Source organism: Nonomuraea terrae (genome assembly GCF_044465245.1).
Taxonomy (GTDB): domain Bacteria; phylum Actinomycetota; class Actinomycetes; order Streptosporangiales; family Streptosporangiaceae; genus Nonomuraea; species Nonomuraea terrae.
Map to the genome: position 1 here is coordinate 540,454 of NZ_JBITLL010000009.1, position 25,407 is coordinate 565,860.

Here is a 25,407-nt window from a genome sequence, read left to right on the forward strand (position 1 = left end):
TGAGGAGTGGCTGATGACCCGAGTGAGAGAGACCTGTGTCGACGTCGCCGACGGCTACCGGCTGTGGGTGGAGACGACCGGCGACCCGGCGCGGCCGGCGCTGCTGCTGGTGATGGGCGCCAACTCCAGCGGCCTGGGCTGGCCCGACGACCTGGTCGAGCGGCTGTCCCAGCACCACTGGGTGATCCGCTACGACCACCGCGACACCGGACGCTCCACGCACGCCTTCCACGACCGCCCCTACCCGATCCGGGCGCTGGCCGACGACGCGATGGCGGTGCTCGACGCGTTGCGGATCTCACGCGCCCACGTCGTGGGCATGTCGATGGGCGGCACCCTGGTCCAGCTGCTGCTCCTCGACCACCCGGGCCGCTTGCTCAGCGCCACCGTCTTCGGGTCCGCCCTGATCGGCGGAGGGGAGCCCGGCGCCGAGGAGCTGCCGGGCCCCGACCCCAGGCTGCTGGAGCTGTGGGAGGAGCTCGGCCAGGAGCGGGACGAGGAGGCGGAGCTGAAGTGGCGCATCCGTCATTGGCGGATGCTCAACGGCGACGTCCTGCCGTTCGACCCGGAGGAGTTCGCCGCCCTGGAACGCCGCATCGCCGCCCACAGCGGCACTTGGCACAGCCCCGCCGCCCACGCCCTGGCCGACCAGTCGGGCATGGAACGCGGCGCCGAGCTGGCCCAGGTCTCGGTCCCCACCCTGGTGATCGACGCCCCGGAAGACCCGATCACCCCGCCGCCGCACGCCGCCCACCTGGCCCGGGCCATCCCCACGGCCACCCTCGTCACCATCCCGGGCCTCGGCCACGCCCTCCCCCGCACCGCCGTAGCACCCCTCGCCACCGCGATCACCGCCCACACCCGGCAGCACCCCTGAGTCCCCTTCGAGGTGCGCCACCGTCGTACAGCGCATTCGGGAAAGAGGGACGGCCTGCCGCAGGCCACGGTCCGCGTGACCCGGGACACCGGTGGACCTGCGTGAGCTGCTAGAACGTCACGGATTTGGCGAGGCAGGCGGTTCCGTCGTCGTCGGCCGGTGACACCGGTCGGTATCCCTCGCTCTCGTAGAAAGTGATGTTCTGCCGGCTTTTGGCGCCGGTGAACAACACGACGCGACGGCAGTCCGGCTCGGCAGCGGCTTCGGCGCCGCGGAGCAGGATACGGCCCAGACCTTGCCCCCGCTGGTCCGGTACGACGCCGAGCCGGCCGACGTGCCAGTCGGCGTCGACACGGCGGGCCCGCACCATGCCCAGGAGCCGGCCGTCCCGCCATAGACCCATGGTCTGCCAGGTGGCCAGCCACTCGCGCACCTCCTCCAGCGACTCCCGCAGGGCCGGGACGGCCAAGGTGTCGTTGGCCAGGGCCTCGTCCACCCAGCAGCATCGCTGCAGCACGGTGACCTGCGGGGCGTCGTCGGGCGTCAACGGCCTGACGTAGGACCCTGGCAGCGGGCCGGGTCGCACCCCGGCCCGGATGAGCTCGCGCATCGGACGGAGGGCGTGAGCGACTCGGACCAGCTCGTCCAGGACACCGACGGCCGCCCCGGCCAGCGCGGCATTCGGGCGGACTCGACCGTTCTCGGTCGCGTCACCGATGCGGATGGCGACGGTGGAGCCCAACGGCACCAGCCGCAGCGTGGTCACCACCTGCTTGGCGTGCTGGACCGAGCGCGTGCCGGCCGAGGTGTTGCCGTAGCTGACGAAGCCGATCGGCTTCCACGCCCACTCACGACCGAGGTAGTCCAGCGCGTTCTTCAGAGTCGCCGGCATGCCGTAGTTGTACTCCGGCGTCACGACGATGAAGCCGTCCGCCGCGTCCACGGCATCGCTCCACCGTCGGGTGTGCTCGTTCCTGTAGAGACCCGAGGACGGATGCTCCTCCTCATCGAGGAACGGCAGGTCGAGGTCGCCGAGAGCCATCGGCACGAGTTCGGCGCCGAGTTCCCCGGCACGTGGCGTGATCGTGTCGATCAGCCAGTCCAGCACCGCCGGGCCGAGGGCGCCGGGTCGGGTGCTGCAGCCCAGGACGATGACACGCGCAGATTCCGTTGACATGTAAACGAACCATAGGCGGTAGGTTGTTTACATGTCAAAGAAACCGTCGCTCGCGGCCGTGCGCTGGCTGAACCCGGACGAGGAGCGAGCCTGGCGCGCCTTCCGCCGCATGATGATCGCCGTCCAGTTCGGCACGGCACGAGATCTGGCCACGTTGGGGCTCTCCGATCCCGACTACGAGGTGCTGAGCACGCTGTCGGAGAGGCCGGGCCACACCAGCACGTTGCGCGAACAGGCCGCCAAGATGGGCTGGTCACGCAGCCGGCTTTCCCGACACGCCACGCGGATGGAAGCGCGCGGTCTGGTGCGGCGCGCACCCGACCCGGCCGACGGCAGAGGCTGCTACCTCGTTCTCACCGAACACGGCCTGGACACCCTCAAGGACGCCGCCCCCGCCCATGTCGCGTCGGTACGACGCCACTTCGTCGACCGGCTCACTCCGGAGGAGCTCACCACCCTCGAACACATCGCCCGGAAGGTGGCGGGAACCGCGGAGACCTGACGGACTTCGAGGAGGCCGCGTGCGCGATCGACGTCACGCTTGAACGGTCGATCGCGACGTGGTGGACCGAGCGACGGGGCGCAGGTCGAGTCGCCGCCGCCGGCGACCGACGGCCGGGGCCGTCCCCGGCCCGGTCACCGGCAGCTGATCGACGGCATCCTGCGGCGGCTCGGCCCCTCGTCGCGGGCGGTCTGGATCAGGTCCGGCTCGACGTTACGGTCGTCCGCCGTAGTCGCAGGCCGTGGCGGCGACGCCCTGCGGGACTCCGCTTCTCGTGAGGCTCTGGCGGCAGGAGAGCCAACCTCCGATCTCGCCGCTGGCGGCCAGATCGCATGCTCCCCTTCTCTGTGCGGTCTCGGGGTATCCCGAACCGTGCAGGTAGGCGACACAACTGTCGGCGTCGGCCTGCGCCGGTGACGCGGTGAAGATGGTGAGCCCAGCCGCCATGGTCGCGGCTGCCGCCATGGTCGTCAGAAAAGCTTTCGACACGCGAGCCCCTCTCCCGTGGGTCATCCTTGATCAGAGGTAAGCACGCGAGGGTCGCGACCGGAACGGGGCGACGGCGTGGTGTCGCGATCCGTGGGCTTCCTGTCGCGTTCGACCTGGGGGCGTACAGCCAGGACAGTCAGCGGCGGGTGGCGAGTCGTCGCAGCCACGATGGACGGAGAAGCGGTGGGGCAGGCGGTCCACGGGACATCCACTGAGGGAGTGTCCGCGTCATCGGGAGGTCTCTCATGCACCCTCGCCTGGTCCTCACCGTGGGCCATGGTGCGCGGCCGATCGAGGCGTTCCTGGCCGTCCTGGGTGACGCGCGGGTGTCGGTGCTGGCCGACGTCCGCAGATTCCCCGGATCGCGACGGCACCCGCAGTTCGGCCGTGACGCCCTCGCGGAGGCGCTCACCGGCTCCGGAATCGCCTACGAATGGCACGGGCAGGCCCTGGGCGGTCGCCGTGCCACGCATCCCGGCTCCCGCCACACCGCCCTGCGCCATGCCGCCTTCGCCGGATACGCCGACCATATGGACACCGCCGAGTTCCGGGCGGCGGTGGACGAACTGGTGGCGCGCGCCGCGACCGAGCGGCTCGCGGTGATGTGCGCGGAGACCGTCTGGTGGCACTGCCACCGCATGCTGCTCGCCGACGCGCTCGTGATGCGCGGAGCGACTGTGGTGCACCTCATCGACGTCGGCCGCCGGAACCCCTATCGGCCGCATCCCACGGTGCGCCGCGGGCCCGACGGATGGCCCGTGTACGACGTGCCCGACACCCTGCCCGGAATCGACTGACGGCGTCAGGACGTGGGGGCCGGGCCGGTGCTGCCGCGCGGGGTGAGGACGGCGGCCTTGTCCTCGTACGGAGGCACGGTCTCGCCGGCGATCAGGGCCAGCAGGCGCTGGGCGGCGTGGGCGCCGTACGCGGGGATGTCGCGGGTGAGAGCGGTCAGCGGCGGACGGACGACCTGGGAGAGCGGCGAGTCGTCCCACGCCACGACGGACAGGTCGCGCGGCACCTCCACCCGCATCTCCTGCGCCACCGACAACCCGGCGACCGCCATGATGTCGTTGTCGTAGACGATCGCCGTGGGCCGCTCGGCCGAGCTGAGCAGCCGCCTGGTGGCCCTGGCGCCCTCCTCGCCGGTGTAGTCGGTGTGGACGATGACGTTTTCGGCCGCGCCGTCGCACGCCTCGGCGAACGCCTCGTCGCGCACGACCGTGTGGACCAGCTCCGGCAGCCCCGCCACCCGCGCGATCCGCCGGTGCCCCAGGGCGACGAGATAGCCGACGGTCTCGCGTACGGCCTGGCCGTCGTCGGACCAGACGGCCGACAGCGAGCCCGACTCCGAGGGGTGGCCGATCACCACCGCCGGCATGCCCAGCCGCTCCAGCTCGGCGACCCGGTAGTCGGTGTAGTGCAGGTCGACGAGGAACGCCCCGTCGATGCGGCTCTCGCCCCACCAGTGCCGGTAGACCTCGCTCTCCTGCTGGTGGCTGGTGACGACCTGGAGCAGCAGCGCGTACGAGCGGTCGGCCAGCACACCCTGGATGCCGCTGATCAGCTCCATGAAGAACGGCTCCACGCCGAGGACGCGGGGCGACCGGCACAGGGCGAGGCCGACGCAGTTGGCCCGGGCGCCGTTGAGCGCCCGGGCGGCGCTGTTGGGCCGCCAGCCGATCTCTTCGGCGATGGCGATGATCCTGGCCCGCGTCGCCTCGGACACCCCGGGCTGCCCGTTGAGCGCGTAGGAGACCGCCACCTTGGACACCCCCGCCCGGCTGGCGATGTCAGCGATCGTCGGTCGCTTCAAGGGCTCCCCTTCTGAACCGGATAACCTCACAACTCTAGGCCATCCGCTCCAGGTAGGTCATTAACCGCTTAAGCCACGTGCCACGGCTTCGCCTCCTGGGTCTCCTTGGCGGCGCCCGCCACGCGCAGCGCGTACGTGGGGCGTCGCGCGCCCTCCACCGGGCCGAGATACGTGTGACCGGTCATGTGGCACCACGCGGGCAGGTCGACGGGCGCGGCCGGGTCGGTGGCGATCAGGTGGATCACGGCTCCTGGGCCGGCCTGGCGCACGTGCCCGCGCAGCTCGATGAGCAACTGCACGCACAGCTTGTCGCCGCCGTCCACCACAAGGTAGGGCATATCACCAGGAAACCACCCGAGACGCAACGACCGCACACGAATGTCCGGCACGGGCCGCGGACGGGCTCAGGCGGCTGGCAGACCACCCGGCCCGACCCCGCGGCGCGTGCCGTCCCCTCCTCGCGGCGGTCCACCCTGTCTGAGTACGGAGGTGCCGCCGTAAGTACATTGACAAATTTTTTTGTCGGCACGTACGCTCAACCCATGCAGACCAACTCGGCGGACGGCACTTCCCTCTCCTACACCCGCATCGGCCGCGGCCCGGCGGTGGTCCTGGTGGACGGCGCGCTCAGCCACCGCGCGCAGAGCATCAACACCCCCCTGGCCGAGGCGCTGGCCGGCGACTTCACCGTCTACACCTACGACCGGCGCGGCCGGGGCGAGAGCGGCGACACCCCGCCGTACGCCACCGAGCGCGAGATCGAGGACCTGGCCGCGCTCGCGGAGGCGGCCGGCGGCTCCATCCGCCTGTACGGCACGTCGTCGGGCGCCGCCCTCGCGCTCGCCGCCGTGGACGCGGGGCTCGCGGTGGAGCGGCTGGCCCTGTACGAGCCGCCGTTCATCGTCGACGGCGCCCGCCCGCCCATCCCCGCCGACTACGTCCGGACGCTCGAGACGCTGGTGGCCGCGGACCGGCGCGCCGAGGCCGTGCGGTACTTCATGCGCAGAGGCGTCGGCCTGCCCGCCGTGGTGGTGGCCATGATGCGGTTCATGCCCGCCTGGTCGGCGCTCAAGGCGACGGCCCACACGCTCCCGTACGACGCCGCCTTCGTGGCCCCGTACGAGCTGGGCCGGCCCTTCCCCGAAGGCAGCTGGGCCGGGGCGAAGGCGCCCACACTGGTCATCGACGGCGGCAAGAGCCGGCAGTGGATCCGCAACGCCGCCAGGTCGCTGGCCGAGGTGCTGCCCGAGGCCGGCCACCGCACGCTCGACGGCCAGACCCACATCGTCAAGCCCGAGGCCCTGGCCCCCGTACTGAAGGAGTTCTTCTCATGAGGTTCCGCTCCACGATCGAGCTGGCCGGCAAGACCGCCACCGGGTTCGAGGTGCCCACCGAGGTCGTCGAGGCGCTCGGCGCCGGCAAGCGGCCCGCCGTGACGGTCACCATCGGCGCCCACACCTACCGCAGCACGGTGGCGGTGATGGGCGGCCGGTTCATGCTGCCGCTCAGCGCGGAGAACCGGCAGGCCGCGGGGGTGGCGGCCGGCGACGAGGTCGAGGTGGCGCTCGCGCTCGACACCGCGCCCCGGGAGGTGGAGGTGCCCGCCGACCTGGCGGCGGCGCTCGCGGGCGCCCCGGAGGCCAAGGCGTTCTTCGAAAGCCTGTCGTACTCGCGCAAGAGGCGCTACGTCCTGCAGATCGAGGCCGCCAAGAAGCCGGAGACCCGGGCGCGGCGCGTGGCCGAAACCGTGACCGAGCTCGCCGCCGGCTCATGAGGTCACGTGCGTAACGTGAGGTCTGACGGGTAGGCGGGGCCGTATGACTGAGGGTTTTGACACCGACATGTTGTGGGAGGAGTTCCACCGAACGGTGAACATGAACTCCGAAGAGCTCCGCGCCTTCCTGCTCGCTCTCGCCTCCGACGAGGAGAGCTTCACCGCCGATCCCGACCTCGGCATCGACGAGCTCGGCCGGGGCGTCCTGCACGTCCTGAGCAAGCGCAAGGGCGACCTCACCAAGAACGACCTCGACGTCATGCGACGAGTCGTGGAACTCGTCGAGACCATGGGCGACCGCACGGACGACGATTCGCGGCGCGAGCTCATGTCCGTGGGGCACGACCCGCTGAGGGGATGATCCGATGGTCCAGCCGCAGGCGTGGATCGAGGGCTACGTACGCGCGTGGAACTCCAACGATCCCGACGACATCGCCGCCCTGTTCACCGAGGACGCGGTCTACTACACCGAGCCGTACGCCACCCCGTGGCAGGGCCGCGACGACATCGTCGCCCAGTGGCTGGGCCGGCAGGACAAGCCTGGTGAGGCCACGTTCGAGTGGCATCCGGTGTGCGTCACCGACGATCTGAGCGTTGTCCAGGGAGTCACCACATATCCTGACAAAACGTACAGTAACCTCTGGTTGATACGGTTCGCCCTAGACGGCCGTTGCCGGGAATTCACCGAATGGTGGATGCGGCACGACACCAAGTGATGCAATGGGCCGAACATCTTCATCCGAGGAGATCCCTTGAGAGACAACCTCGACCTCGCCAGCAGCGCCCAGGAGCTCGCCGACGCCGCCCCGACAGGGTCGATCGACCGCGCCGCCGCCTCCTCCGTGGCCATCACGCTGGCGACCACCCGCGACATCACCGACGCCAGGAAGACCCTGGACGGGGTGACCCCGGAGGAGGTCCGCCAGGCCGCCCTGGCGCTGTTCGACCGGCTCGCGGCGAGCTGAACCGCGCGCCTCAGGCCTTGGCGAGCACGGCGCGCATGTCGCCGATCGCCCGCAACGTCCCGCGGACGGTTCCCGTGACCTTCGAGCGCCCCGCGCGGGGGAAGTAGCGCACGTCGGCCTCCGTGACGCGCCAGCCCGCGGCGGCGGCCCGGAGCACCATCTCCAGCGGATACCCGAACCGCCGGTCGGCCAGCTCGAGCCCGAGCAGCCCGGCCCGGCGGCAGGCCCGCATCGGCCCCAGGTCACGCACCGGAACCCCGGACGTGCGCCGCAGCCGGCGGGCCAGCACGGCGTTGCCCAGCCGCGCGTGCGCCGGCCAGGCTCCCACCGTCACCGGCACCCGCCGCCCGAGCACCAGGTCCGCCTCGCCCGCGGCGACCGGCCCGGTGACCAGCGGCAGCTCGCGGGGGTCGAGTGAGGCGTCGGCGTCCATGAAGCAGACGATCTCGCTGGACGCCGCCAGCAGCCCGGCATGGCAGGCCGCCCCGAACCCGCGCCGCGGCTCGCTGACGACGACCGCCCCGAGCTCGGCCGCGATCCGCTCGGAGCCGTCGGTGGAGCCGTTGTCGACCACGATGGGCCGGTGGCCGGGCGGCATGCGCTCCAGCACCCACGGGAGCGCCTCGGCCTCGTCGAGGCAGGGCAACACGACATCGATCACGCCTCCGACGGTAGAGCGCCGCGGCCCCCGCAACCCTTACGGAGCCGTGACGGCCGCCGCGAACTCCTCGATGCCGTCCTCGAACGCGATCTCGGCGGTGAAGCCCAGCTCGCGCGCCGCCTTCTCCGGGGAGGCCACGATGTGGCGGACGTCGCCGAGCCGGTATTCGCCCGTCGTCACCGGCGCGGGGCCGCCCGTCCGCGCCGCCAGGGCCGCGGCCAGCTCTCCGACCGTGCGGGGCCGGCCACTGGCGATGTTGTACGCCCTCAGCTCCCCCGCCGTGCCGGCCCCGAGCGCGAGCACGTTCGCCCTGGCCACGTCCCGTACGTGGACGAAGTCGCGCCGCTGGCGTCCGTCCTCGAAGACCCTCGGCGCGCGCCCGGCCAGCAGGGCCGACAGGAAGAGGGAGGCCACCCCCGCGTACGGGGTGTCGCGGGGCATCCGGGGGCCGTAGACGTTGTGGTAGCGCAGGGCCACGGCGCTGCCGCCGGTCTCACGTGCCCAGTTGGCGGCCAGGTGTTCCTGGGCGAGCTTGGTGGTGGCGTAGGCGTTGCGGGGGTCGGCCGCGGCGTCCTCCGCGACGACCGACGGCGTCAGGACGTCGTCGCAGTGCGGGCAGCGGGGGTCGAACACCCCTGCCGCGAGGTCGCCCGCCCTCCTGGGGCCGGGGCGTACCCGGCCGTGGCGGGCGCAGTCGTAGGCGCCCTCGCCGTACACGACCATGGACGAGGCCAGCACCAGCCGGCCGACACCGTGCCGGGCCATGGCGGCCAGCAGGGTCGCGGTGCCGAACGCGTTGACGGAGGCGTAGTCGGGCAGGTCCGCCACGTCGACGCCGAGCCCGACCTTGGCCGCCTGGTGGACCACCGCGTCCACGCCGCGCAGGAGCCGGTCAAGAGCGGCGGGGTCACGGACGTCGACGCCCGTGCGGAGGTCCGCCGTGATCACGTCGTGGTCGAGGGCCTGCGCGACGTGGCCGCCGATGAACCCCGCTGAGCCGGTGAGCAACACACGCATGCCGCCGATCCAACACCGCCCACGACGGCCCGGATCTTACGAAGCGGGAACGCCGCGCAGGCGGCCGACCGGCTTGGCTCCAGCGAGCACTGCGCGGGACCCCGGAGGCAAGCCGGTCGGCGGGTCCGTACGTCCGTGACCTGGTCGGACGGTGTACGGCGGCGCTGCCCGCGGAGGGCCCCAGCGCGGCACCGGCGCGGGGTGGCTCGCTGCTCGATTTCGGGAGGTACGCTCGAAGCCTGCTCTTCTGACGACCTGAGGGGTACGCCCCAGAGTTCGCTTCTCCCCCTGACCAACCGGAGCGGACGGCGTGGCGGAGGTCACCCTTCCGGTGATCGGGCGGATCATGCTTCCGGTTCGGCAGCGGATACGCCATGGTGGTCGCAACTTGCTCCGCGAGACTAGGAGACCCGTGGTCAGCACCAGCACGACCGAAACCAGAGGAAGCGACTTCGCCCGACTAGCACAACGTATTTCCGACGCCGGTCTCCTGGATCGGCGTCCCGTTTATTACGCCGTACGGTTCAGCCTCGGCGCGCTCGCCTACCTGGGCGGCTGGGCGGTGTTCGCCTGGATGGGCGACTCCTGGCTGCAGCTGCTCGTGGCGGCCGCGATGGCCGTGGTGTTCACGCAGCTCGCGTTCGTCGCCCACGACCTCGGGCACCGGCAGGTCTTCAGGACGCGCCGGCCGAGCGACATCGCCGGGCTGCTCATCGGCAACCTCGGCGTCGGTCTGGGCTGGGGCTGGTGGACGCACAAGCACAACCGCCACCACGCCAACCCCAACCACGAGGACCACGACCCGGACGTTTCCCCCGCCGTGATCGTCTGGTCGGAGGACCAGGTCGCCCGCAGCCAGGGTTTGCCGCGATTTATCGCGAAATATCAGGCTTACTGGTTTTTCCCGCTGCTCACCCTTGAGGCCTGGCACCTGCACGTCGCCAGCGTCAAGGCCCTGCTCAACCCCTCGGCCAAGCGCCGCGGCCCCGAGCTCGCGCTGCTGCTGACGCACTTCGTGCTCTACTTCGGCCTCATCTTCACCGTGCTCTCGTGGGACAAGGCGCTGGTCTTCCTGCTCGTGCACCAGGGCCTGTTCGGCATCTACCTGGGCGTCTCGTTCGCGCCCAACCACAAAGGCATGCCCGTGCTGACCAAGGAGGACAAGCTCGACTTCCTCCGCAAGCAGGTGCTGACCTCCCGGAACGTCCGGGGCAACCCGTTCACCGACGTGGCGCTCGGTCAGCTGAACTACCAGATCGAGCACCACCTGTTCCCCAACATGCCCGCGCCGAACCTGCGCCGGGCCCAGCCCATCGTCCAGCGCTACTGCGCGGAGATCGACGTCGACTACCTGCAGACCGGCCTGGTCGAGTCGTACGGCCAGGCGCTGCGACACCTGCACAAGGTGGGCGCCGCACTCCGCTGAGACGCGGGGGCGCCCTCAGTGGGCGCCCTCCCGTCCCTCTTCCTCCTCCAGCCGCCGGATCAGCCGGTCACGGCGGCGTTCGAGGTCGGCGATCAGCTCGACCTGCTCGTCAGCCTGGCTGATCATGGCCGAGATCTCCACCTGGTCCGTCGCGCCGATCTCGCCGATCTGGTCGCGCATGTCCTGGTTCTCGGTTCGCAGCCGGGTCAGGTCCTCTTCGACCTGCCGGAGTTCGTCCTTAGTGCTCATCCGAAACCTCTACCCGGATATGCCGGACGGATTACCCGGACACGACGTACAGAATGGGTGGCATGCGTCGGCCGTCCCCCAGCACCATCGTCTCCCTCGTGGCGATCGGCGGCGTGCTCGTCTGGACTCTCGTGGCGTACGCGCTGCGCGGCGCCGACCGGGTGAACGCGCTCGACGTGCTGCTGCCGCTCGTCGCCTCCGGGGCGCTGCTGCTGCGCCGGCGCCACCCCGTCGCGGCGCTGGTCGTCGTGACCGCGGCCTCGGCCGCCTACTACCCGCTGGCGGGGCTCGACGGCCCGGTCATCGTCATGGCGTTCATCACCCTCTACACCGCCGCCGACCTGGGCCACCTCATCGCGGCCGTCGCGGTGGGCGCGGTGGCGCTGCTGGCCATGGGGCTCGGCGAGACCGGCGGCATCCGGCACGTGGACGACAGCATGTTCCTCATGATCGCCGGATGGGTGGTGGCGGCCATCGCCTTCGGCGGGGTCACCCGCAACCGGCGGGCGTACCTGACGGAGGCCCGGCAGCACGCGCTCGACGCCCTGCGCAGCAAGGAGGAGGAGGCCCGGCGGCGGGCCGGCGAGGAGCGGCTGCGTATCGCCCGCGAGCTGCACGACGTGCTCGGGCAGAAGATCTCCATGATCAACGTGCAGGCCGCGGCGGCACTGCATGGGATCAGGAAGCGGCCGGAGGAGGCCGAGGCGGCGTTGCGGACGATCAAGGACACCAGCAAGGAGACGCTGCGCGAGCTGCGCACCACGCTCGGCGTGCTGCGTCAGGTGGACGAGGACGCGCCGACCGCGCCCGCCGACAGCCTGGCGCGGGTGGACGCGCTGGTCGCGGAGTCGGGGCTGGACGTCCGCACCGAGCTTGCGGGGCCGCTCGACGCGCTGCCGACCGAGGTCGACCTGGCCGCCACCCGCATCGTGCGCGAGTCACTGACGAACGTTTCCCGCCATTCCGGTACGGACAAGGCGACACTCACCATTCGCAACACGTCCGGAAATATCATGATCTGTGTGGAAGATGATGGGCCGGGGGCGCCCTACGACGGCGGCAGCGGGTTCGGCCTGCTCGGCATGCGCGAGCGCGCGACCGCCCTCGGCGGCGTCCTGGAGGCGGGCCCGCGCTCCGAAGGCGGCTTCCGCGTCACCGCCCGCCTGCCCTTGAGCCGCCCGACGAACGGAGCCCGATGATCCGTCTCCTGCTCGCCGACGACCAGACCCTCGTCCGCGCCGGGTTCCGGTCCATCCTCGGCTACGAGGACGATCTCGACGTGGTGGCCGAGGCCGCCACCGGCGAGCAGGCCGTGCGCGGCGCCCGCGAGCACCGTCCCGACGTAGTGCTCATGGACATCCGCATGCCCGACCTCGACGGTCTGGAGGCCACCCGGCGCATCGCCGGCGACCCGGTGCTCGACGGCGTCAGGGTGATCATCCTGACCACGTTCGACCTGGACGACTACGTCTACGGCGCGCTGCGGGCGGGCGCGTCCGGCTTCCTGGTCAAGGACACCGAGCCGGCCGAGCTGATCCACGCGATCAGGGTGGTGGCCAGGGGCGACGCGCTGATCGCGCCCTCGATCACCCGGCGGCTGATCGCCGAGTTCGCCGGGCGGGTGAGCCGCCCCGACCCCAGCCCCCGGCTGAACGCGCTCACCGAGCGCGAACGCGAGGTGATGACCCTGGTCGCGGGCGGGCTGTCCAACGACGAGATCGCCGCCCGGCTCGTGCTCAGCCCCGCCACGGCGAAGACGCACGTCAGCCGCATCATGACCAAGCTCGGCGTCCGCGACCGCGCCCAGCTCGTCATCATGGCGTACGAGGCCGGCATGATCACCCCTGGCTGGCTCGGCGGGTCGTGAACCTGATCGGCCTCCCGTCCGACTGTGCAGGGTGACGGGAGGCCGAGATGACCGATGAGCTGCTGGTGGTGCGTGCCCAGCTGGGCGAGCGCGCGGCGCTGGCCGAGCTGGTGGCCCGCTGGCGGGTGCCGGTGTGGACGTACGTGCGGCGCATGCTCGACGCCGAGCGCGCCGACGACGTGACGCAGGAGGTCTGGCTGGCCGTGGTCCGCGGCCTGCCCCGGCTGCGGGATCCCGGCGCGTTCGCGCCCTGGCTGTTCACGATCGCCCGCCGCTCGGTCACCGAGCGGCTGCGCGGCGAGTACGCCCGCGCCTGGGAGGAGCCGGCGACGGACGAGGCGGTCACCGAGGACGCGGTCGAGGCCATGGTGGACCGCGCCGCCCTGGTGAGCCTCCTGTCCGGGCTGCCGGCGCCGGAGCGGGAGATCCTTGTCCTGTTCTACCTGGAGGACCTCTCGGTGGAGGAGTGCGCGCACATCTGCCGGATCCCCGCCGGAACGGTCAAGTCCCGGCTCAACCGCGCCCGTCGGCTGCTGCGCGAGCACCTGGAGGAGAAGGGATACCGGCCATGACCGAGGAGCCGAGCCTGTCGGCGCGAGAGCTGATCGAGCAATTGACGCCGGCGCTGTCGCGGCGCAGGCGCGTCCAGGCGGTGGTTGCGCTGGTGGCCGGGCTGGCCGGCGCGGTTTTCGCCGCCACGTTGTGGTGGTCCGAGCCCGGCCCGCTGCCCGGCCGCACGCACGTGGCGTTCGCCGTGCTCACCGCGTTCTGCCTGGCCTGGACGGGGTACGGCGGGTGGCTGCTGACGCGCAAGGTGCCGCTGTTCGCCGCCGACCGGGTGGTGGCCGCCTGGCTCGGGCTCGCCGCCTCCGTCACCACCACCGCGGGCCTGGCGGCCGTCGCCGTCCAGCGCGGGACGGGGCTCGCGCCCGCCCTGGCGGTCGGCGGCCTGTTCGTCGCGGCGGCCCTGGCGCTGGCCGTCCGCGCGCATCACCAGCGGGCGGCGCTGCTGCGCCGCATGCACGAGCTGACCGGCTCCGCAACACCCGACTGAAACGAAAGGAATCTCGATGGCGCACAACCCGAAACTCATCCGCCGCCGGTTCGGCGGGACCGGCGTGGTCGTCGCGGCCGCGCTCGCCGCCGCGCTGCTGCTCGCCGGCGTGGTCCTGCTGCTGCTCTGAGGTCACCCGCAGTCGTACGTCCCGGCGCCGTCGTGCGACCCGGGATGTACGACGGGTGCACTCCCGGGCATGACGCGGCGGGCGAAGCCGTGCCCGGATGCTTCGGAGCATGGACACCGTGGATCTGGCCCGCCTGCAGTTCGCGCTCACCGCGGGTGCGCATTTCCTGTTCGTGGCGCTGACCCTGGGCCTGGCGACGCTGGTCGCCGTCGTCCAGACCCGCGCCACGTTCAGCGGCGACCCCGTGCACCTGCGGATGACCAGGTTCTGGGGCCAGCTGTACGTCATCAACTACGCGATGGGCATCGTCACCGGCCTCGTCATGGAGTTCCAGCTGGGCCTGGCGTGGAGCGGCCTGACCGAGTACGCGGGTGACGTGTTCGGCGCGGCGCTGGCGATGGAGACGCTGGTGGCGTTCTTCGTCGAGTCCACGTTCCTGGGCCTGTGGATCTTCGGCTGGAACAAGCTGAACCGGTGGGCGCACCTGGCGGTCATCTGGGTGGTGACGCTCACCGCGTACGCGTCGGCGTTCTGGATCATGATCGCCAACGGCTTCCTGCAGCACCCGGTCGGGCACGTGCTGGAGAACGGCCGGCTGCGGCTGGTCGACTTCGGCGCGATGGTGGCCAACCCGGCCGCCCAGGTGGCGTTCGGGCACGTGCTGGCCGGCGCGATGGTCACCGGCGGGTTCTTCGTGGCCGGGGTGAGCGCGTACCACCTGCGCCGGCGCACTGTCGAGCGGGACGTCTTCCGCAAGTCGCTGCGGATCGGGCTCGGCGTGGCGCTGCCCGGGCTGTTCGTCACCGCGACGTTCGGCGGCATCGGATTCGAGACCATGCAGCCCGGCAAGGTCGCGGCGTGGACGGGCTCGGCGGAGCGGCTGGCCGCCGCCCAGGCCGAGCTGGCGGCCGTCCACGGGCCCGGCGACCACCTGCCGCCCGTGGACGTGGTCCAGACGGCCGGCATCACGATGTTGGTGCTGTTCGCCGTGATGCTCTTCCTGGGCGGGCCGAGCTTCCTGCTGATGCTCCTCCGGCCGGTCGTCCACGGGTTCCGGCCGTGGCACGGGCTGCTGACGCTGATGATCCCGCTGCCGTTCGCGGCCATGCTGGCCGGCTGGGTGTTCCGCGAGGTCGGACGCCAGCCCTGGGCCGTGTACGGCCTGCTGACCACCTCCGAGGCGATGTCGCCGCTCTCGCACGGCCGGCTGGTGTTCTCGCTGACCGCGTTCACCGCGGTGTTCGGCGTGCTGGTCGCGGTCAACGTCTTGCTGCTGGGCCGGCACGCCCGGCGCGGACCTGGCGCGGTGGCGCTGGGCGACCGGCCGGTCGAGGCCCCCGTCCCCGTCCTGTCGTTCTAGGGAGCCCTTCCATGGAGATCTTCGTGCTGGCCTTCTTCGTGCTCGGCTACCTCGTGCTGGCCGGGGCCGACATCGGGGTGGGCATGGCCCTGCCGTACCTGGGGCGGTCGGCGTCAGAGCGGCGCGAGGTGATCGCCGCGATCGCGCCGTTCTTCCTGGGCAACGAGGTGTGGCTGGTGGCCGCGGCGGGCGTGCTCGCCGGGCTCTTCCCCGAGCTGGAGGGTGAGCTGCTGAGCGGCAACTACACGATGGTGGTGGCGCTGCTGCTGGCGTGGGTGACCCGCGACGCCGGCCTGTGGCTGCGCGGGCGGGTGCCGGGGGCGCGCTGGCAGGCGTTCTGGGACGGCGCCACCGTGGCCGGGAGCTGGGGGCTGGCCTTGAGCTGGGGCGGGCTGCTGTCGCACGTGCTGCTCGACATCCAGGGCCCGCTCGCGGCGCTGCCCGCGCTGGTGGTGGCCGCGCTGTTCGCCGCGCACGGGATGACGTTCGCGGCGCTGCGGCTGCGCGGCGTCCTGCGCGAGCGCGCCGCCGTACTCTCGGGCGGCGCCGGCGAGGCCCGTACGTACGCGCTGACCTCGGCGGCGTTCCTGACCGTGGGGGTGCTGGCCGGGCTGCGGCTGCCGCTGGAACCGGGCACATCTGGGCCGCTGCTGGCGCCGGTCGTCCTGGCGCTGATCCCGCTCCTGGTGGCGGCCCAGGGCTGGGTGTGGTGGACGTTCCGGCACCGGGTCACAGGTCCGTCGTACCTTTGATCCGCGTAGGGGGTGAAGTGCGGCCTTCACCCCCTACGGGGTCAGAACAGCGGGGCGCCGTCGCGGGTGAGCTTCCAGTTGGGGACGGCGAAGTCGGCCGGGTCGATGGTGCCCTGGGCCGTGGCGTACTCGATCAGCGCCTGGCGGATCTCCACCTGCGCGTTGTAGACGACCTCGGCCCCCGTCACGTGCGGGAAGCCGCCGCCGCCCGACTGGCGGTAGTTGTTGATCGCGACGATGAACTCCTTGTCGGCCGGGACCGGCTGCCCCTCGTAGGCGAGGTCGGTGATGCGCTGCCCGACCGGCTTGGCCACGTCGATGTCGTACGACACCCCGGAGAGCTGGTCGTAGTTGTAGTCGGGGGTGCCGCCCGCGTTCGTCAGCTTGCTCACGTCGACCGGGGCGCCGGGGGCGAGCTGGTTGAAGTAGCGCGCGGAGTACTCCAGGTAGTCCTTGATCTGCGCCCCGGTCAGCTTGACCGCCATGAGCGTGTTGTCGTAGACGTACAGACCGGCCACGTCCCTGACGCGGATGTCGCCGGCGGGGAAGACGGCGCTGCGGCTGAACGGCGCCGCGATCGACAACACCGGCAGCGTGTTGTCCGGCAGCGCCTGCTCGACCGCCTCGGTCTGCACGCGCTGGATGTAGTCGAGGATCTCCGTGTCCTTGTACGGCGACTCGGCCGCCGACATGTCCACGGCCGACTTGGCCACGACCTTGTTGACGTAGCCGACGGTGGTGTCGTGCTGCGGCTGGAGCAGCTCGACGATCTTCGGGTCCGCCGGCACGGTGTTGGTGTCGAGCGTGGTGGACGACCTGCCGGTCACCACCCACGTTCCGCGCTGCTTGGTGAGCTGGAAGTCGAGCGTGGACAGGCGGTTGCCCCACCGGCCCGGCTCGGTCAGCAACACCTGCTGCCCGGTGACCTTGTTGGTGACGAAACGCTGCGGCACGTCGTTGTGCGCGTGCCCGAACAGCACCGCGTCGATGCCCGGCACCTCCTCGGCGACCATGGCGGAGGCGTTCTCGACCGGCAGGTCGTCGCCGTAGGAGGACATGCCGTTGTCGCCGGCGTGCGCGGTCACGACGACCACGTCCGCGCCGGCCTTCCGGACGACCGGCACCCACTTCTTGGCCGACTCGACCAGGTCGGTGAAGCGGAGCTTGCCCTGGACGTTCGCCTTGTCCCAGATGGCCACGCCCGGGTTGGTGAGGCCCAGCACGCCCACCTTGATCGGCTTGTCGCCCTTGACCTTCATGGTCTTGATCACGTACGGCGTGTACGCCGGCTCGCCCGTCTCCTCGTGGACGGCGTTCGCGCCGAGCACCGGGGCCTTCATCTGCTTCACCCAGGTGGCCAGCAGCGGCAGACCGTAGTTGAACTCGTGGTTGCCCAGGGTCACGGCGTCGTACCCGATGGCGTTCATGGCCTTGGCCATGGGGTGGATCTCGCCGGTCTCGGTGATCGGCTCGACCATGGCGTAGTAGTACGCCAGCGGGGTGCCCTGGATCGTGTCGCCCGAGTCGAACAGCAGCGTGTGGTCCGCCCCGCGCTCGGCCCTGATCTTGTTGACCAGCGACGAGACCTTCGCCAGGCCGACGGCGTTGCCCTGGGAGTCGGAGTAGGCGGCGTCCTTGAAGTAGTCCCAGTTCAGGACGTTGCCGTGGAGGTCGGACGTGCCCATCACCGTGACGGTGACCGTCTTCGCCGGCGAACCGGCGTACGCGGGGGGCGCCACCAGGGCCACGCCGCACAGCGCGGCGGCGGCCCCGGCGAGGGCGAGCTTCTTGGTCTGCATGGTGCTGGAGGCTAACCGGGGCAAATTACTCGTTGGTTACGAAACCTCAGCCGGCGATGAAGCCGCGGATGAGGGCCGTGATCTCCGCCGGGCGTTCGTGCAGGACCACGTGGCCGCTGTCCAGCTCGGCGTACTGGCTGCCGGGCAGCGCCGCGTGCAGGGCGCGGGCGTGCTCGACCGGGATCAGGTGGTCGAGGGTGTTGCCGACGACCAGGGTCGGCGCGGTGATCTGGGGGAGCAGGTCTCGGAGGTCGACGCGCAGGTCCAGCTCGATCTGGCGCAGGGTGCCGTGCGGGGGCTTCCCCGCCATGAGCGCCGCCGCCCCGACCGTGCTCACGTACGCGGGGCTGAAGCCCACGAGCGGCCCGTACGCGGCGAAGCTTTCCGGGTCGGTGGCGGCCAGCCGCGCCCACGTGCGCAGCCCCAGCTCCAGCCGGGAGTCGGCGAGGTGCGTCCAGCCGGCGATCAGCACCAGCCTCTTCACCAGTTCGGGCCGCTCGGCGGCGACCTTCGCCGCCACGGCCGCGCCCAGCGAGAAACCCACCAGGTCGGACGGCTCCTCGAACGCCGCGGCGACCTGGCCGGCGAGCAGGTCGAGGGTGAGGTCGCCGCCCGGGTCGGAGGTCTGGCCGCTGCCGGCGTAGTCGGGGGTGATGACGGTGCGGATGTCGGCGAGCCCGGGGACGAGATGGGCGAAGTTGCTGACGGCGTCTCCGCCGGTGCCGTGCACCATGACGAGGCCGGGGCCGTTGCCCGCCCGGTGGTAGTGGACGGTTCCCGACGCGTGGCCGACCGTGGGCATGACGTTCCTTTCTTTAGCGATTGCTAAAGCACGATAACATAGCGATCGCTATAGAATGGGCGCATGGCGAGACAGCGGGCGTTCGACCGGGAGGCGGCGCTGGAGACCGCGCTGCTGGCATTCTGGCGGCACGGCTACGAGGCGACCTCGGTCGCGGAGCTCACCGCCGCCATGGGCATCAAACCCCCCAGCCTGTACGCGGCATTCGGCGACAAGCGGCGGCTGTTCGAGGAGGCGGTCCGGCGCTACCAGGAGACGTACGGCGCCTTCAGCACCCGCGCGCTGGCCGAGGAGCCGACCGGCCGCGCGGCCGTCGAGCGGGTGCTGCGCGAGGCGGCGGCCGAGTACGCGAGCCCCGACCACCCGGCGGGATGCCTGGTCATCACCGGAGCGGTGAACTGCGGGCCGGAGTCCGCCGAGGTCGAGGAGCTGCTGCGCGGGTTCCGGGAGGACGCCAAGGCCGCGTTCAAGCGGCGGATCGACGACGATCTGGCGGCCGGGCGGCTGCCGGCGGGCACGGACACGGCCGGCCTGGCCACGTTCTACGCGGCGGTGATCCAGGGCATGTCCACGCAGTCCCGCGACGGCGCCTCCCACGCCGACCTGCTGCGCGTCGCCGACCTCGCCATGTCGGCCTGGCCCGCCGCTAGTGAGCCTTGACCGAGGCGTCCTCCGGGGCGACCTCGGGAGACGACGCGCGCAGCCAGCGGCAGCCGTGCGGGTCGAGCGGCAGGCGCACCCGCCCGTCCGCCGAGACCTTCAGCGTGCCGTCCACCAGCAGGTCCGTGAGCAGGCAGCCCTCCAGCCCGTCCAGCGTCAGCACCACGTCCTGGGCGGTGTCGCAGAGGTTGTGGGCGAGCACCACCGTGGCCCCGTCGGCGTCGCTGCGGTGCGCGAAGACGGCTGGGTGGCCGCTGTCGAGCACCGTGCAGTCACCCCACGCCAGCTCCGGGCACTCCCGGTAACGCTCGATGAGCAGCTGGAACCAGCGCAGCAACGAGTTCACGTCCCGCTTCTGGTCGGCCACGTTGACCCGGTCCGGCGCGAACGCCCCCTCCGGGATCTGACGCACCGGCTCCTGGCGGCTGAAACCGCCGTCCTCCGACCACTGCATCGGGATGCGGACCGCCATCCGGCCTTCCTCGTCGAGGTTCTCCCCCAGCCCGATCTCCTCCCCGTAGAAGATCACGGGGGTGCCGGGCAACGAGAACAGCAGGCTGTAGGCCATCTTGATCCGGCGCAGGTCGCCGCCGAACATCGTCGGCAGGCGACGGCGCAGCCCCCGGCCGAAGATCTGCATGTCCTCGCGCGGCCCGAACGCCCGGAAGACCTCCTCCCGCTCGTCCTCGGTGAGCTTGTCCAGGGTCAGCTCGTCATGGTTGCGCAGGAACAACGCCCACTGGCAGTCCTTCGGCGGCGTCGGACGCCCGCGCAACGCCTCGGCGAGCGGGGCGGCGTCGTTGCGGGCCATCGACAGCCACGCCTTCTGCATGCCGATGAAGTCGAAGCACATCGTGATCTGGTCGCCCAGCCCGTCGCCGAAATACTGGACCAACTGGTCGTACGGGACGTTGACCTCGCCGAGCAGGATGGCCCCGCCGTTGCGCCGCGTCATGAACGCCCGCAGGTCCGCGAGGAACTCGTGCGGGTTCGCCAGTTTCGGGTTGACGTTCTCGATGAGGAACGGCACCGCGTCCACCCGGAAGCCCGACAGGCCGAGCTCCATCCAGAAGCCGAGGATGCGCGTGATCTCGTCCCTGACCTCGGGATTGCCGACGTTGAGGTCGGGCTGGTGCCGGTAGAAGCTGTGCAGGTAGTACTGGCCGGAGCCCTCGTCGTACTCCCAGATGCTGGTCTCCTTGTCGGGGAAGACGATCTGCTCGGGGTTGTCCGGCTCGGGCTCGTCGGACCAGACGTACCAGTCGCGCAGCGGCGAGTCGCGGCTCGACCTGGCCTCCACGAACCACGGGTGCTGGTCGGAGGTGTGGTTGACGACCAGGTCGGCGATCACCCGCAGGCCGCGGTCGTGGGCCGTGCGCATGAACTCCACGAAGTCGCCCAGCGTCCCGAGCCGCGGATCCACGCGGTAGAAGTCGGTGATGTCGTATCCGTCGTCGCGGTTGGGCGTCGGGAAGAACGGCATGAGCCACAGGCACGTCACGCCCAGCCCCGCCAGGTAGTCGATCTCCTGTGTCAGGCCGCGGAAGTCGCCCACGCCGTCGTCGTTGCCGTCCTTGAACGTCTCGACGTCCAGGCAGTAGATGACCGCGTTCTTCCACCACACGTCCGAGGTGTACGTCAGCCGCACGCGAAACACCCTTTCGACCCGCTGCTCCTCATGAGTCCCCCATAGAGAGGCAAAGAGAAGCGCTACCCCAAGTGCAGGCCATCGAACGGAAAACCTTGTCGCCGTGAGAAGCGGTCACATCCTGACCTCCTCCTCTGCGACCGTGGTCTCGGGGTCACGCGAGGGCCCCGTCCACGAGCGAAGGGACGACCACCATGAGGATGCGGGCCCCGGTGCGGACCGGAAGGCGGGTCAGCCGCTCCATGATGTTCGGCCGGGTGGGAGATCCCGGCCACGACGCCTGTGTCCGCGTCGACCACCGAGCCCTTGGCGACGACGTCCTCGACAGGATCGACGAGACCGTACCGCCGGGGACCGACCTCGGCCCGCTCGACGTGGCCTACGACCCGCCGGCCGTCAGGCGGGCGTCACCGCGCCGGCGACCTGTCGGCGGGCGGGCCGCGGCGTGACCGTTCTCGGCGCCCGGGCGCTCAACCGCGCGACGCTGGCCCGGCAGTCGCTCCTCGACCGCGCCGACGTGCCGGTCCTCGACGCCGTCGCGCACCTGTGCGGCCTGCAGGCACAGGAGCCGCAGGAACCGTTCGTCGGGCTCTGGTCGCGGCTGCGCGCGTTCGACCCGGCGGCGTTGTCGGATCTGCTCATCCGGCGGAAGGTGGTGCGGACGCCTCTCATGCGCCGCACCGTCCACCTCGTCACCGCCGACGACGCCCTGGCCTGGCGGGCCCGCCACGCCACCATGCTGCGCCAACGGGTCCTCGGGACCTACCGCCGCGAGCTCGCCGGGATCGACCTCGACGAGCTCGCCGCGGCAGGCCGAGCGGTGATGGCCGACGGCCAACCCCGCTCGATGACCGAGCTCGCGCGGGCGGTGATCGACGACGGCCAGCCTCGCTCGACGTCCGAGCTCGCGGGGGCGGTGATGGGCGACGGCGAGCCTCGCTCGATGTCCGAACTCGACGGGCGGTGGTCGGGGGCGGGGCCGCGGGCGCTGGGCGAGTTGCTGGTCGCCGCTCTGCTGCCGATGGCGCAGCTGCCGCCGCGCGGGTTGTGGCGCGCGAAGGCGGGGGCGCGCTACGCCCTGCTCTCGTCGTGGCTGGGGCGGGAGATCGGCCCGCCGGCTCCGGACGGCTCCGATCCCGTGGGCCAGGCACTGGTACGCCGTTACCTGGCCGCGTTCGGCCCCGCCGCCTCGGCCGATCTGCGCGCCTGGTGCGGCCTCGCCGGGCTGCCGGCCGCGGTCGCCGCGATCCGGGAGGAGCTGGTCTCCTTCCGCGACGAGCGGGGCCGCGAGCTGCTGGACCTCCCCGACGCGCCGCGCCCCGACCCGGACACCCCGGCGCCGGTGCGGTTCCTGCCGGCGTTCGACAACGCGATCCTCGGCTACCACGACCGCGTCCGGATCATCGACGACGCCCACCGCGGCCTGTCGGTCGCCGGTGCCCGGGTCGTCCTGGTCGACGGCCGGGTCGCCGCGACCTGGATCGTCGAGGCGGGCACCGTGGTGGTCACCCCGCTGCGCCGCTTCGCCCGAGGGGACCGCGACGCCGTCGCCGAACAGGGGCGGGCCCTGGCGTCGTTCCTCTCCGACGGCGACGGCGACCGCGTGCGCATCACCGCGTCCCCCGGCTGACCGCCGTCCGTCGCCGGACGCCATGTCCCGCCGCTGACCGGCGGCGTCACCGGACGCCATGTCCCGCCGTTGACCACCGGCCCCTCACCGGACGCTGCGTCCCCCCGCTGACCGGCGGCGTCACCGGACGCCGCGGCTCCCCGCTGACCGCCGACCGTCACGCGAGGGCGCGGATCGCGTTCTCCAGCAGCTTCCAGAACGCCTCGACGTCGATCCCCGTGGCGACGTCGGCGTTCGGCTCGCGGCCCAGCTTGCCGAGCAGGTCGACACTGGTCGCGCCGGCGGTCTCCGTGCCGTGCAGCTCGATGTCGAGCCGGGCGCGCACGGTCGTCACGAGGCCGGGCCGGGCCACGAGCGCCACCGCCACCGGGTCGTGCAGCGGCCCCTCGGGCATGCCCTGGTCGGTCTCGTACGTCCCGTTGAAGAAGTGCAGCAGCTCCACGCCGAACGCCGACGTGCGGTTGCCGATCGCGCCGATCCCGGCGACGACCTCGCGGGTGGCCAGCACCTGGTGGGTGACGTTCAGACCGATCATGGTGAACGGCAGCCCCGAGCCGAGCACGATGGCCGCCGCCTCCGGGTCGGTCCAGGAGTTGAACTCCGCGTACGGGGTGATGTTGCCCCGCTCCGTGGAGCCGCCCATCCACACGATTTGCCTGATCCGGGACAGACGGTCGGGGTGGAGGCGGACGAACATCGCGATGTTGGTCAGCGGCCCGGTGGCCACGATCGTCACCGGCTCGGCCGACGCGTCGAGGGTGTCCCTGATGAGCTCGATCGCGGTGCGCGGGTCGGCTTCGAGTGCGGGGACCGGCAGTTGTGGCCCGCCGAGCGCGTTGTCGCCGTGGATCGACTCGGCCGGCGTCAGCAGGCGGACGAGCGGGCTCTCGGCCCCCGGCGAGATCGGCACGCCGGTGATCCCGGCCAGCTCGGTCACGACCCTGGCGTTGTAGGTGGTGTGGCTGAGCCGCCCGTTGCCGCCGACGGTCGTGACCGCGCGCAGGTCGATGGCGGGGTCTGCGGCCGCCAGCCAGATGGCGAAGACGTCGTCGTGTCCGGGGTCGCAGTCGAGGATCAGGGGGATTGGCACCCGTTCATGCTAATTGTGGGTGTCGATGGGGACGGACGCGGTTCGTATGAGGGATGAGATCCCGCACTGAGATCCCGCACTGATCCCACACTGAGATCCCGCACGAGGAGGCCCGATGACGTTCACGGACCAGGAGATCGCCTACCTGCGCTCGCAGCCGCTCGCCCGGCTGGCCACCCTCTCCCCCGACGGGCAGCCGGACGTCGTGCCGGTCGCGTACGAGTTCGACGGCGCCCACTTCTGGATCGGCGGCTCGGGCGAGCAGGTGCTGCGCACCCGGAAGTTCCGCAACATCCAGGCCGGCGGGCTGAAGGTGGCCCTGGTGGTCGACGACATGGTGTCGTTCGACCCGTTCATCGCGCGCGGTGTGCGCGTCTACGGGGTCGCGGAGCCACCGGTGGAGCGGGTGGGGATGGTCGGCCCCGGTCTGTACGCCCGCGTCACGCCGACCGTCTCGTGGAGCTGGAACCTGGCCGGCGAGCCGGTCGGCGACACCTGGTACGCCGCGCGCCGGGCCGAGCACGGCTGACGGCGGTCAACCGCCGAGGAACGCGCTGAACTCCTCCATGTCGATCAGGCCGTCGCCGTCCTTGTCGAGCTTGCGCACGCCCTCCTCGGCTGCCTGCAGGGAGACGGGCTTGCCGAGCACGTCCATCAGCCGGACCAGCTCGACGGCGGAGATGCGGCCGTCGTTGTCGGCGTCGATCAGGTCGAAGGTGGTGGCGTAGTCGCTCATGGGTCGCCCTTCCATGCGAAGATCCGATGTCGCGTCAGACCTTAGTCGTGACTTGTCGTAGCGCGTCGATGAATGCCGTGACTTGTGGCCTTCCATCACTTTCACGCCAGGCAATGGCCAGTTCCCCAGGAGGCAGCCCGGTAACGGGACGGTAGGTCATCCCTGGCCGGCTGTAGAGGGTCGCGTTGCCCTCGGCCACGAGGACGACGCCGAGCCCGCTGGTCACCGCCTCGAACACCTCCTCGGGCGTGCTGGCCGTGACCCCGATGACCGGCTCGTCGCCTCGGGCGTCGAGCGCGAGCCAGAAGTCGCGCAGCGGCCCGGCCGCCCGGGGCAGCGCGATGAACGGCTCCGCGCGCAGCGCCGCGAACGGCACCTCGTCCAGCTCGGCCAGCGGATGCCCGGCGGGCATGGCCACCGCCCGCCGCTCGGTGGCCAGCACGTGCGTGCGCAGCCCCGGCGGCACCGGCAGCCAGACGAACGCCACGTCGGAGGAGCCGTCGGCCAGCCCGCCGCTCGGGTCGTCCCAGCCGACGAGCCGCAGCGACACCTCCCAGCCCGGCATGGCCGCACGGAAGCGCCGCAGCGCCTCCTGCTGCAACCCGCGCCCCACGGCGGTCTGCATCCCGATCACGAGCGTCCCGGTGGGCGCCGCCGCCCGCGCGGTCTCCACCCCGGCGCCCCACCGTTCCAGCAGGTCGCGGGCCACCGGCAGCAACGCCGCCCCCTGCCGGGTGAGCAGCACCCCGCCGTGCACCCGCTCGAACAACCGGTACCCGAGCTGCCGTTCGAGCACCCTGAGCTGCTTGGACAGCGCCGGTTGGGACACGAACAACCGCTCGGCGGCCCGCGTCACGTTGAGCTCCTCGGCCACCGCCACGAAATAGCGCACGTCGCGCAGATGCACGTCCATAACCTCTGGTTAT

Annotated in this window: 31 protein-coding genes; 19 read left to right on the forward strand and 12 right to left on the reverse strand. The window is 71.5% G+C overall.

Features of this window, described 5'->3' with window-relative positions; translation table 11 throughout:
* The first annotated feature begins 13 nt into the window (after positions 1 to 13).
* A complete protein-coding gene (locus ACIBP6_RS44770; protein WP_397061081.1) occupies positions 14 to 877 on the forward strand; it encodes an alpha/beta fold hydrolase in 864 nt (287 codons plus the stop codon).
* 109 nt (positions 878 to 986) lie between these two features.
* Here ACIBP6_RS44770 and ACIBP6_RS44775 read toward each other — a convergent pair whose 3' ends face one another.
* Positions 987 to 2,054, reverse strand: coding sequence for a GNAT family N-acetyltransferase (locus tag ACIBP6_RS44775; RefSeq protein ID WP_397061083.1), 1,068 nt, complete (start codon positions 2,052 to 2,054; stop codon positions 987 to 989).
* 31 nt (positions 2,055 to 2,085) lie between these two features.
* On the opposite strand from ACIBP6_RS44775, the gene ACIBP6_RS44780 reads away from it, so the two are divergent.
* Positions 2,086 to 2,556: a MarR family winged helix-turn-helix transcriptional regulator gene (locus tag ACIBP6_RS44780; protein WP_397061085.1), complete on the forward strand. Its 471-nt coding sequence runs from the start codon at positions 2,086 to 2,088 to the stop codon at positions 2,554 to 2,556.
* Positions 2,557 to 3,290: 734 nt separating this feature from the next.
* Positions 3,291 to 3,842, forward strand: coding sequence for a DUF488 family protein (locus tag ACIBP6_RS44785; RefSeq protein WP_397061087.1), 552 nt, complete (start codon positions 3,291 to 3,293; stop codon positions 3,840 to 3,842).
* Positions 3,843 to 3,847: 5 nt separating this feature from the next.
* Here ACIBP6_RS44785 and ACIBP6_RS44790 read toward each other — a convergent pair whose 3' ends face one another.
* Both ACIBP6_RS44790 and ACIBP6_RS44795 read right to left on the reverse strand, forming a co-directional pair.
* On the reverse strand, positions 3,848 to 4,861 hold the full coding sequence (locus tag ACIBP6_RS44790; protein WP_397061089.1) for a LacI family DNA-binding transcriptional regulator: 1,014 nt from the start codon (positions 4,859 to 4,861) through the stop codon (positions 3,848 to 3,850).
* Positions 4,862 to 4,929: 68 nt separating this feature from the next.
* Positions 4,930 to 5,199 (reverse strand): sulfurtransferase TusA family protein, encoded by a 270-nt coding sequence (locus ACIBP6_RS44795; protein WP_397061091.1) that lies wholly within the window; start codon positions 5,197 to 5,199, stop codon positions 4,930 to 4,932.
* A gap of 204 nt (positions 5,200 to 5,403) precedes the next feature.
* Between ACIBP6_RS44795 and ACIBP6_RS44800 the strand changes: the two genes are divergently transcribed.
* Genes ACIBP6_RS44800 through ACIBP6_RS44820 form a run of 5 tightly spaced genes read left to right on the forward strand, consistent with a single transcriptional unit; the run spans position 5,404 to position 7,600 of the window.
* On the forward strand, positions 5,404 to 6,195 hold the full coding sequence (locus tag ACIBP6_RS44800) for an alpha/beta fold hydrolase (RefSeq protein ID WP_397061093.1): 792 nt from the start codon (positions 5,404 to 5,406) through the stop codon (positions 6,193 to 6,195).
* The gene (locus tag ACIBP6_RS44805) at positions 6,192 to 6,635 is read left to right on the forward strand and encodes a YdeI/OmpD-associated family protein (protein WP_397061094.1); all 444 of its coding nucleotides are present in this window, start codon (positions 6,192 to 6,194) and stop codon (positions 6,633 to 6,635) included. Before ACIBP6_RS44800 ends, ACIBP6_RS44805 begins: the two co-directional genes overlap by 4 nt.
* Positions 6,636 to 6,678: 43 nt before the next feature.
* A complete protein-coding gene (locus tag ACIBP6_RS44810) occupies positions 6,679 to 6,996 on the forward strand; it encodes a DUF3140 domain-containing protein (RefSeq protein ID WP_132618542.1) in 318 nt (105 codons plus the stop codon).
* Positions 6,997 to 7,000: 4 nt separating this feature from the next.
* On the forward strand, positions 7,001 to 7,351 hold the full coding sequence (locus tag ACIBP6_RS44815; RefSeq protein ID WP_397061097.1) for a nuclear transport factor 2 family protein: 351 nt from the start codon (positions 7,001 to 7,003) through the stop codon (positions 7,349 to 7,351).
* Between the two features lie 36 nt (positions 7,352 to 7,387).
* A complete protein-coding gene (locus tag ACIBP6_RS44820) occupies positions 7,388 to 7,600 on the forward strand; it encodes a hypothetical protein (protein WP_397061098.1) in 213 nt (70 codons plus the stop codon).
* Positions 7,601 to 7,610: 10 nt separating this feature from the next.
* Here ACIBP6_RS44820 and ACIBP6_RS44825 read toward each other — a convergent pair whose 3' ends face one another.
* Both ACIBP6_RS44825 and ACIBP6_RS44830 read right to left on the reverse strand, forming a co-directional pair.
* Positions 7,611 to 8,261 carry a glycosyltransferase family 2 protein gene (locus ACIBP6_RS44825; RefSeq protein WP_397061100.1) on the reverse strand — a complete coding sequence of 217 codons (651 nt, stop codon included), beginning with the start codon at positions 8,259 to 8,261 and terminating at the stop codon, positions 7,611 to 7,613.
* Positions 8,262 to 8,297: 36 nt separating this feature from the next.
* The gene (locus tag ACIBP6_RS44830) at positions 8,298 to 9,278 is read right to left on the reverse strand and encodes an NAD-dependent epimerase/dehydratase family protein (protein ID WP_397061101.1); all 981 of its coding nucleotides are present in this window, start codon (positions 9,276 to 9,278) and stop codon (positions 8,298 to 8,300) included.
* Between the two features lie 412 nt (positions 9,279 to 9,690).
* On the opposite strand from ACIBP6_RS44830, the gene ACIBP6_RS44835 reads away from it, so the two are divergent.
* A complete protein-coding gene (locus ACIBP6_RS44835) occupies positions 9,691 to 10,704 on the forward strand; it encodes a fatty acid desaturase family protein (protein WP_397061103.1) in 1,014 nt (337 codons plus the stop codon).
* A gap of 15 nt (positions 10,705 to 10,719) precedes the next feature.
* On the opposite strand, the gene ACIBP6_RS44840 is transcribed toward ACIBP6_RS44835, so the two are convergent.
* Complete coding sequence (locus ACIBP6_RS44840; protein WP_132618534.1) at positions 10,720 to 10,953, reverse strand: hypothetical protein; 234 nt, start codon at positions 10,951 to 10,953, stop codon at positions 10,720 to 10,722.
* A 62-nt stretch (positions 10,954 to 11,015) separates the two neighbouring features.
* Between ACIBP6_RS44840 and ACIBP6_RS44845 the strand changes: the two genes are divergently transcribed.
* The 6 genes from ACIBP6_RS44845 (at position 11,016) to ACIBP6_RS44870 (ending at position 16,116) form a co-directional block, all read left to right on the forward strand.
* Positions 11,016 to 12,152 (forward strand): sensor histidine kinase, encoded by a 1,137-nt coding sequence (locus ACIBP6_RS44845; RefSeq protein ID WP_397061105.1) that lies wholly within the window; start codon positions 11,016 to 11,018, stop codon positions 12,150 to 12,152.
* Entirely contained in the window at positions 12,149 to 12,820 is a 672-nt protein-coding gene (locus ACIBP6_RS44850; RefSeq protein WP_397061107.1) for a response regulator, read from the forward strand. The genes ACIBP6_RS44845 and ACIBP6_RS44850 overlap by 4 nt, the downstream gene beginning before the upstream one ends.
* 47 nt (positions 12,821 to 12,867) lie before the next feature.
* On the forward strand, positions 12,868 to 13,392 hold the full coding sequence (locus tag ACIBP6_RS44855; protein WP_397061109.1) for an RNA polymerase sigma factor: 525 nt from the start codon (positions 12,868 to 12,870) through the stop codon (positions 13,390 to 13,392).
* The gene (locus tag ACIBP6_RS44860; protein ID WP_397061111.1) at positions 13,389 to 13,874 is read left to right on the forward strand and encodes a hypothetical protein; all 486 of its coding nucleotides are present in this window, start codon (positions 13,389 to 13,391) and stop codon (positions 13,872 to 13,874) included. The genes ACIBP6_RS44855 and ACIBP6_RS44860 overlap by 4 nt, the downstream gene beginning before the upstream one ends.
* Before the next feature lie 239 nt (positions 13,875 to 14,113).
* Entirely contained in the window at positions 14,114 to 15,364 is a 1,251-nt protein-coding gene (locus ACIBP6_RS44865; RefSeq protein WP_397061113.1) for a cytochrome ubiquinol oxidase subunit I, read from the forward strand.
* An 11-nt stretch (positions 15,365 to 15,375) separates the two neighbouring features.
* Entirely contained in the window at positions 15,376 to 16,116 is a 741-nt protein-coding gene (locus ACIBP6_RS44870; protein ID WP_132618524.1) for a cytochrome d ubiquinol oxidase subunit II, read from the forward strand.
* A 41-nt stretch (positions 16,117 to 16,157) separates the two neighbouring features.
* Here ACIBP6_RS44870 and ACIBP6_RS44875 read toward each other — a convergent pair whose 3' ends face one another.
* Positions 16,158 to 17,915 (reverse strand): bifunctional metallophosphatase/5'-nucleotidase, encoded by a 1,758-nt coding sequence (locus tag ACIBP6_RS44875; protein ID WP_397061115.1) that lies wholly within the window; start codon positions 17,913 to 17,915, stop codon positions 16,158 to 16,160.
* Between the two features lie 46 nt (positions 17,916 to 17,961).
* Complete coding sequence (locus tag ACIBP6_RS44880; protein WP_397061117.1) at positions 17,962 to 18,717, reverse strand: alpha/beta fold hydrolase; 756 nt, start codon at positions 18,715 to 18,717, stop codon at positions 17,962 to 17,964.
* Positions 18,718 to 18,780: 63 nt separating this feature from the next.
* Here ACIBP6_RS44880 and ACIBP6_RS44885 point away from each other — a divergent pair, with 63 nt between their 5' ends.
* On the forward strand, positions 18,781 to 19,377 hold the full coding sequence (locus ACIBP6_RS44885) for a TetR/AcrR family transcriptional regulator (RefSeq protein WP_397061119.1): 597 nt from the start codon (positions 18,781 to 18,783) through the stop codon (positions 19,375 to 19,377).
* On the opposite strand, the gene ACIBP6_RS44890 is transcribed toward ACIBP6_RS44885, so the two are convergent.
* Positions 19,364 to 21,025: an alpha-amylase family protein gene (locus ACIBP6_RS44890; RefSeq protein ID WP_397061121.1), complete on the reverse strand. Its 1,662-nt coding sequence runs from the start codon at positions 21,023 to 21,025 to the stop codon at positions 19,364 to 19,366. The genes ACIBP6_RS44885 and ACIBP6_RS44890 overlap by 14 nt on opposite strands.
* 194 nt (positions 21,026 to 21,219) lie before the next feature.
* On the opposite strand from ACIBP6_RS44890, the gene ACIBP6_RS44895 reads away from it, so the two are divergent.
* Together ACIBP6_RS44895 and ACIBP6_RS44900 are read left to right on the forward strand one after the other, a co-directional pair.
* A complete protein-coding gene (locus ACIBP6_RS44895) occupies positions 21,220 to 21,474 on the forward strand; it encodes a hypothetical protein (protein ID WP_397061123.1) in 255 nt (84 codons plus the stop codon).
* Positions 21,471 to 22,655, forward strand: a complete 1,185-nt coding sequence (locus ACIBP6_RS44900) for a winged helix DNA-binding domain-containing protein (RefSeq protein ID WP_397061125.1) — start codon at positions 21,471 to 21,473, stop codon at positions 22,653 to 22,655. The genes ACIBP6_RS44895 and ACIBP6_RS44900 overlap by 4 nt, the downstream gene beginning before the upstream one ends.
* A 157-nt stretch (positions 22,656 to 22,812) precedes the next feature.
* Here the strand turns inward: ACIBP6_RS44900 and ACIBP6_RS44905 are convergent, their stop codons facing one another.
* Positions 22,813 to 23,745 (reverse strand): nucleoside hydrolase, encoded by a 933-nt coding sequence (locus tag ACIBP6_RS44905; protein ID WP_397061127.1) that lies wholly within the window; start codon positions 23,743 to 23,745, stop codon positions 22,813 to 22,815.
* Positions 23,746 to 23,860: 115 nt separating this feature from the next.
* Here ACIBP6_RS44905 and ACIBP6_RS44910 point away from each other — a divergent pair, with 115 nt between their 5' ends.
* Positions 23,861 to 24,274: a PPOX class F420-dependent oxidoreductase gene (locus ACIBP6_RS44910; protein WP_132618514.1), complete on the forward strand. Its 414-nt coding sequence runs from the start codon at positions 23,861 to 23,863 to the stop codon at positions 24,272 to 24,274.
* A gap of 6 nt (positions 24,275 to 24,280) precedes the next feature.
* Here the strand turns inward: ACIBP6_RS44910 and ACIBP6_RS44915 are convergent, their stop codons facing one another.
* Positions 24,281 to 24,481, reverse strand: a complete 201-nt coding sequence (locus ACIBP6_RS44915; protein WP_132618512.1) for an EF-hand domain-containing protein — start codon at positions 24,479 to 24,481, stop codon at positions 24,281 to 24,283.
* 34 nt (positions 24,482 to 24,515) lie between these two features.
* Positions 24,516 to 25,394 (reverse strand): LysR family transcriptional regulator, encoded by an 879-nt coding sequence (locus ACIBP6_RS44920; RefSeq protein WP_397061130.1) that lies wholly within the window; start codon positions 25,392 to 25,394, stop codon positions 24,516 to 24,518.
* Positions 25,395 to 25,407 lie beyond the last annotated feature (13 nt).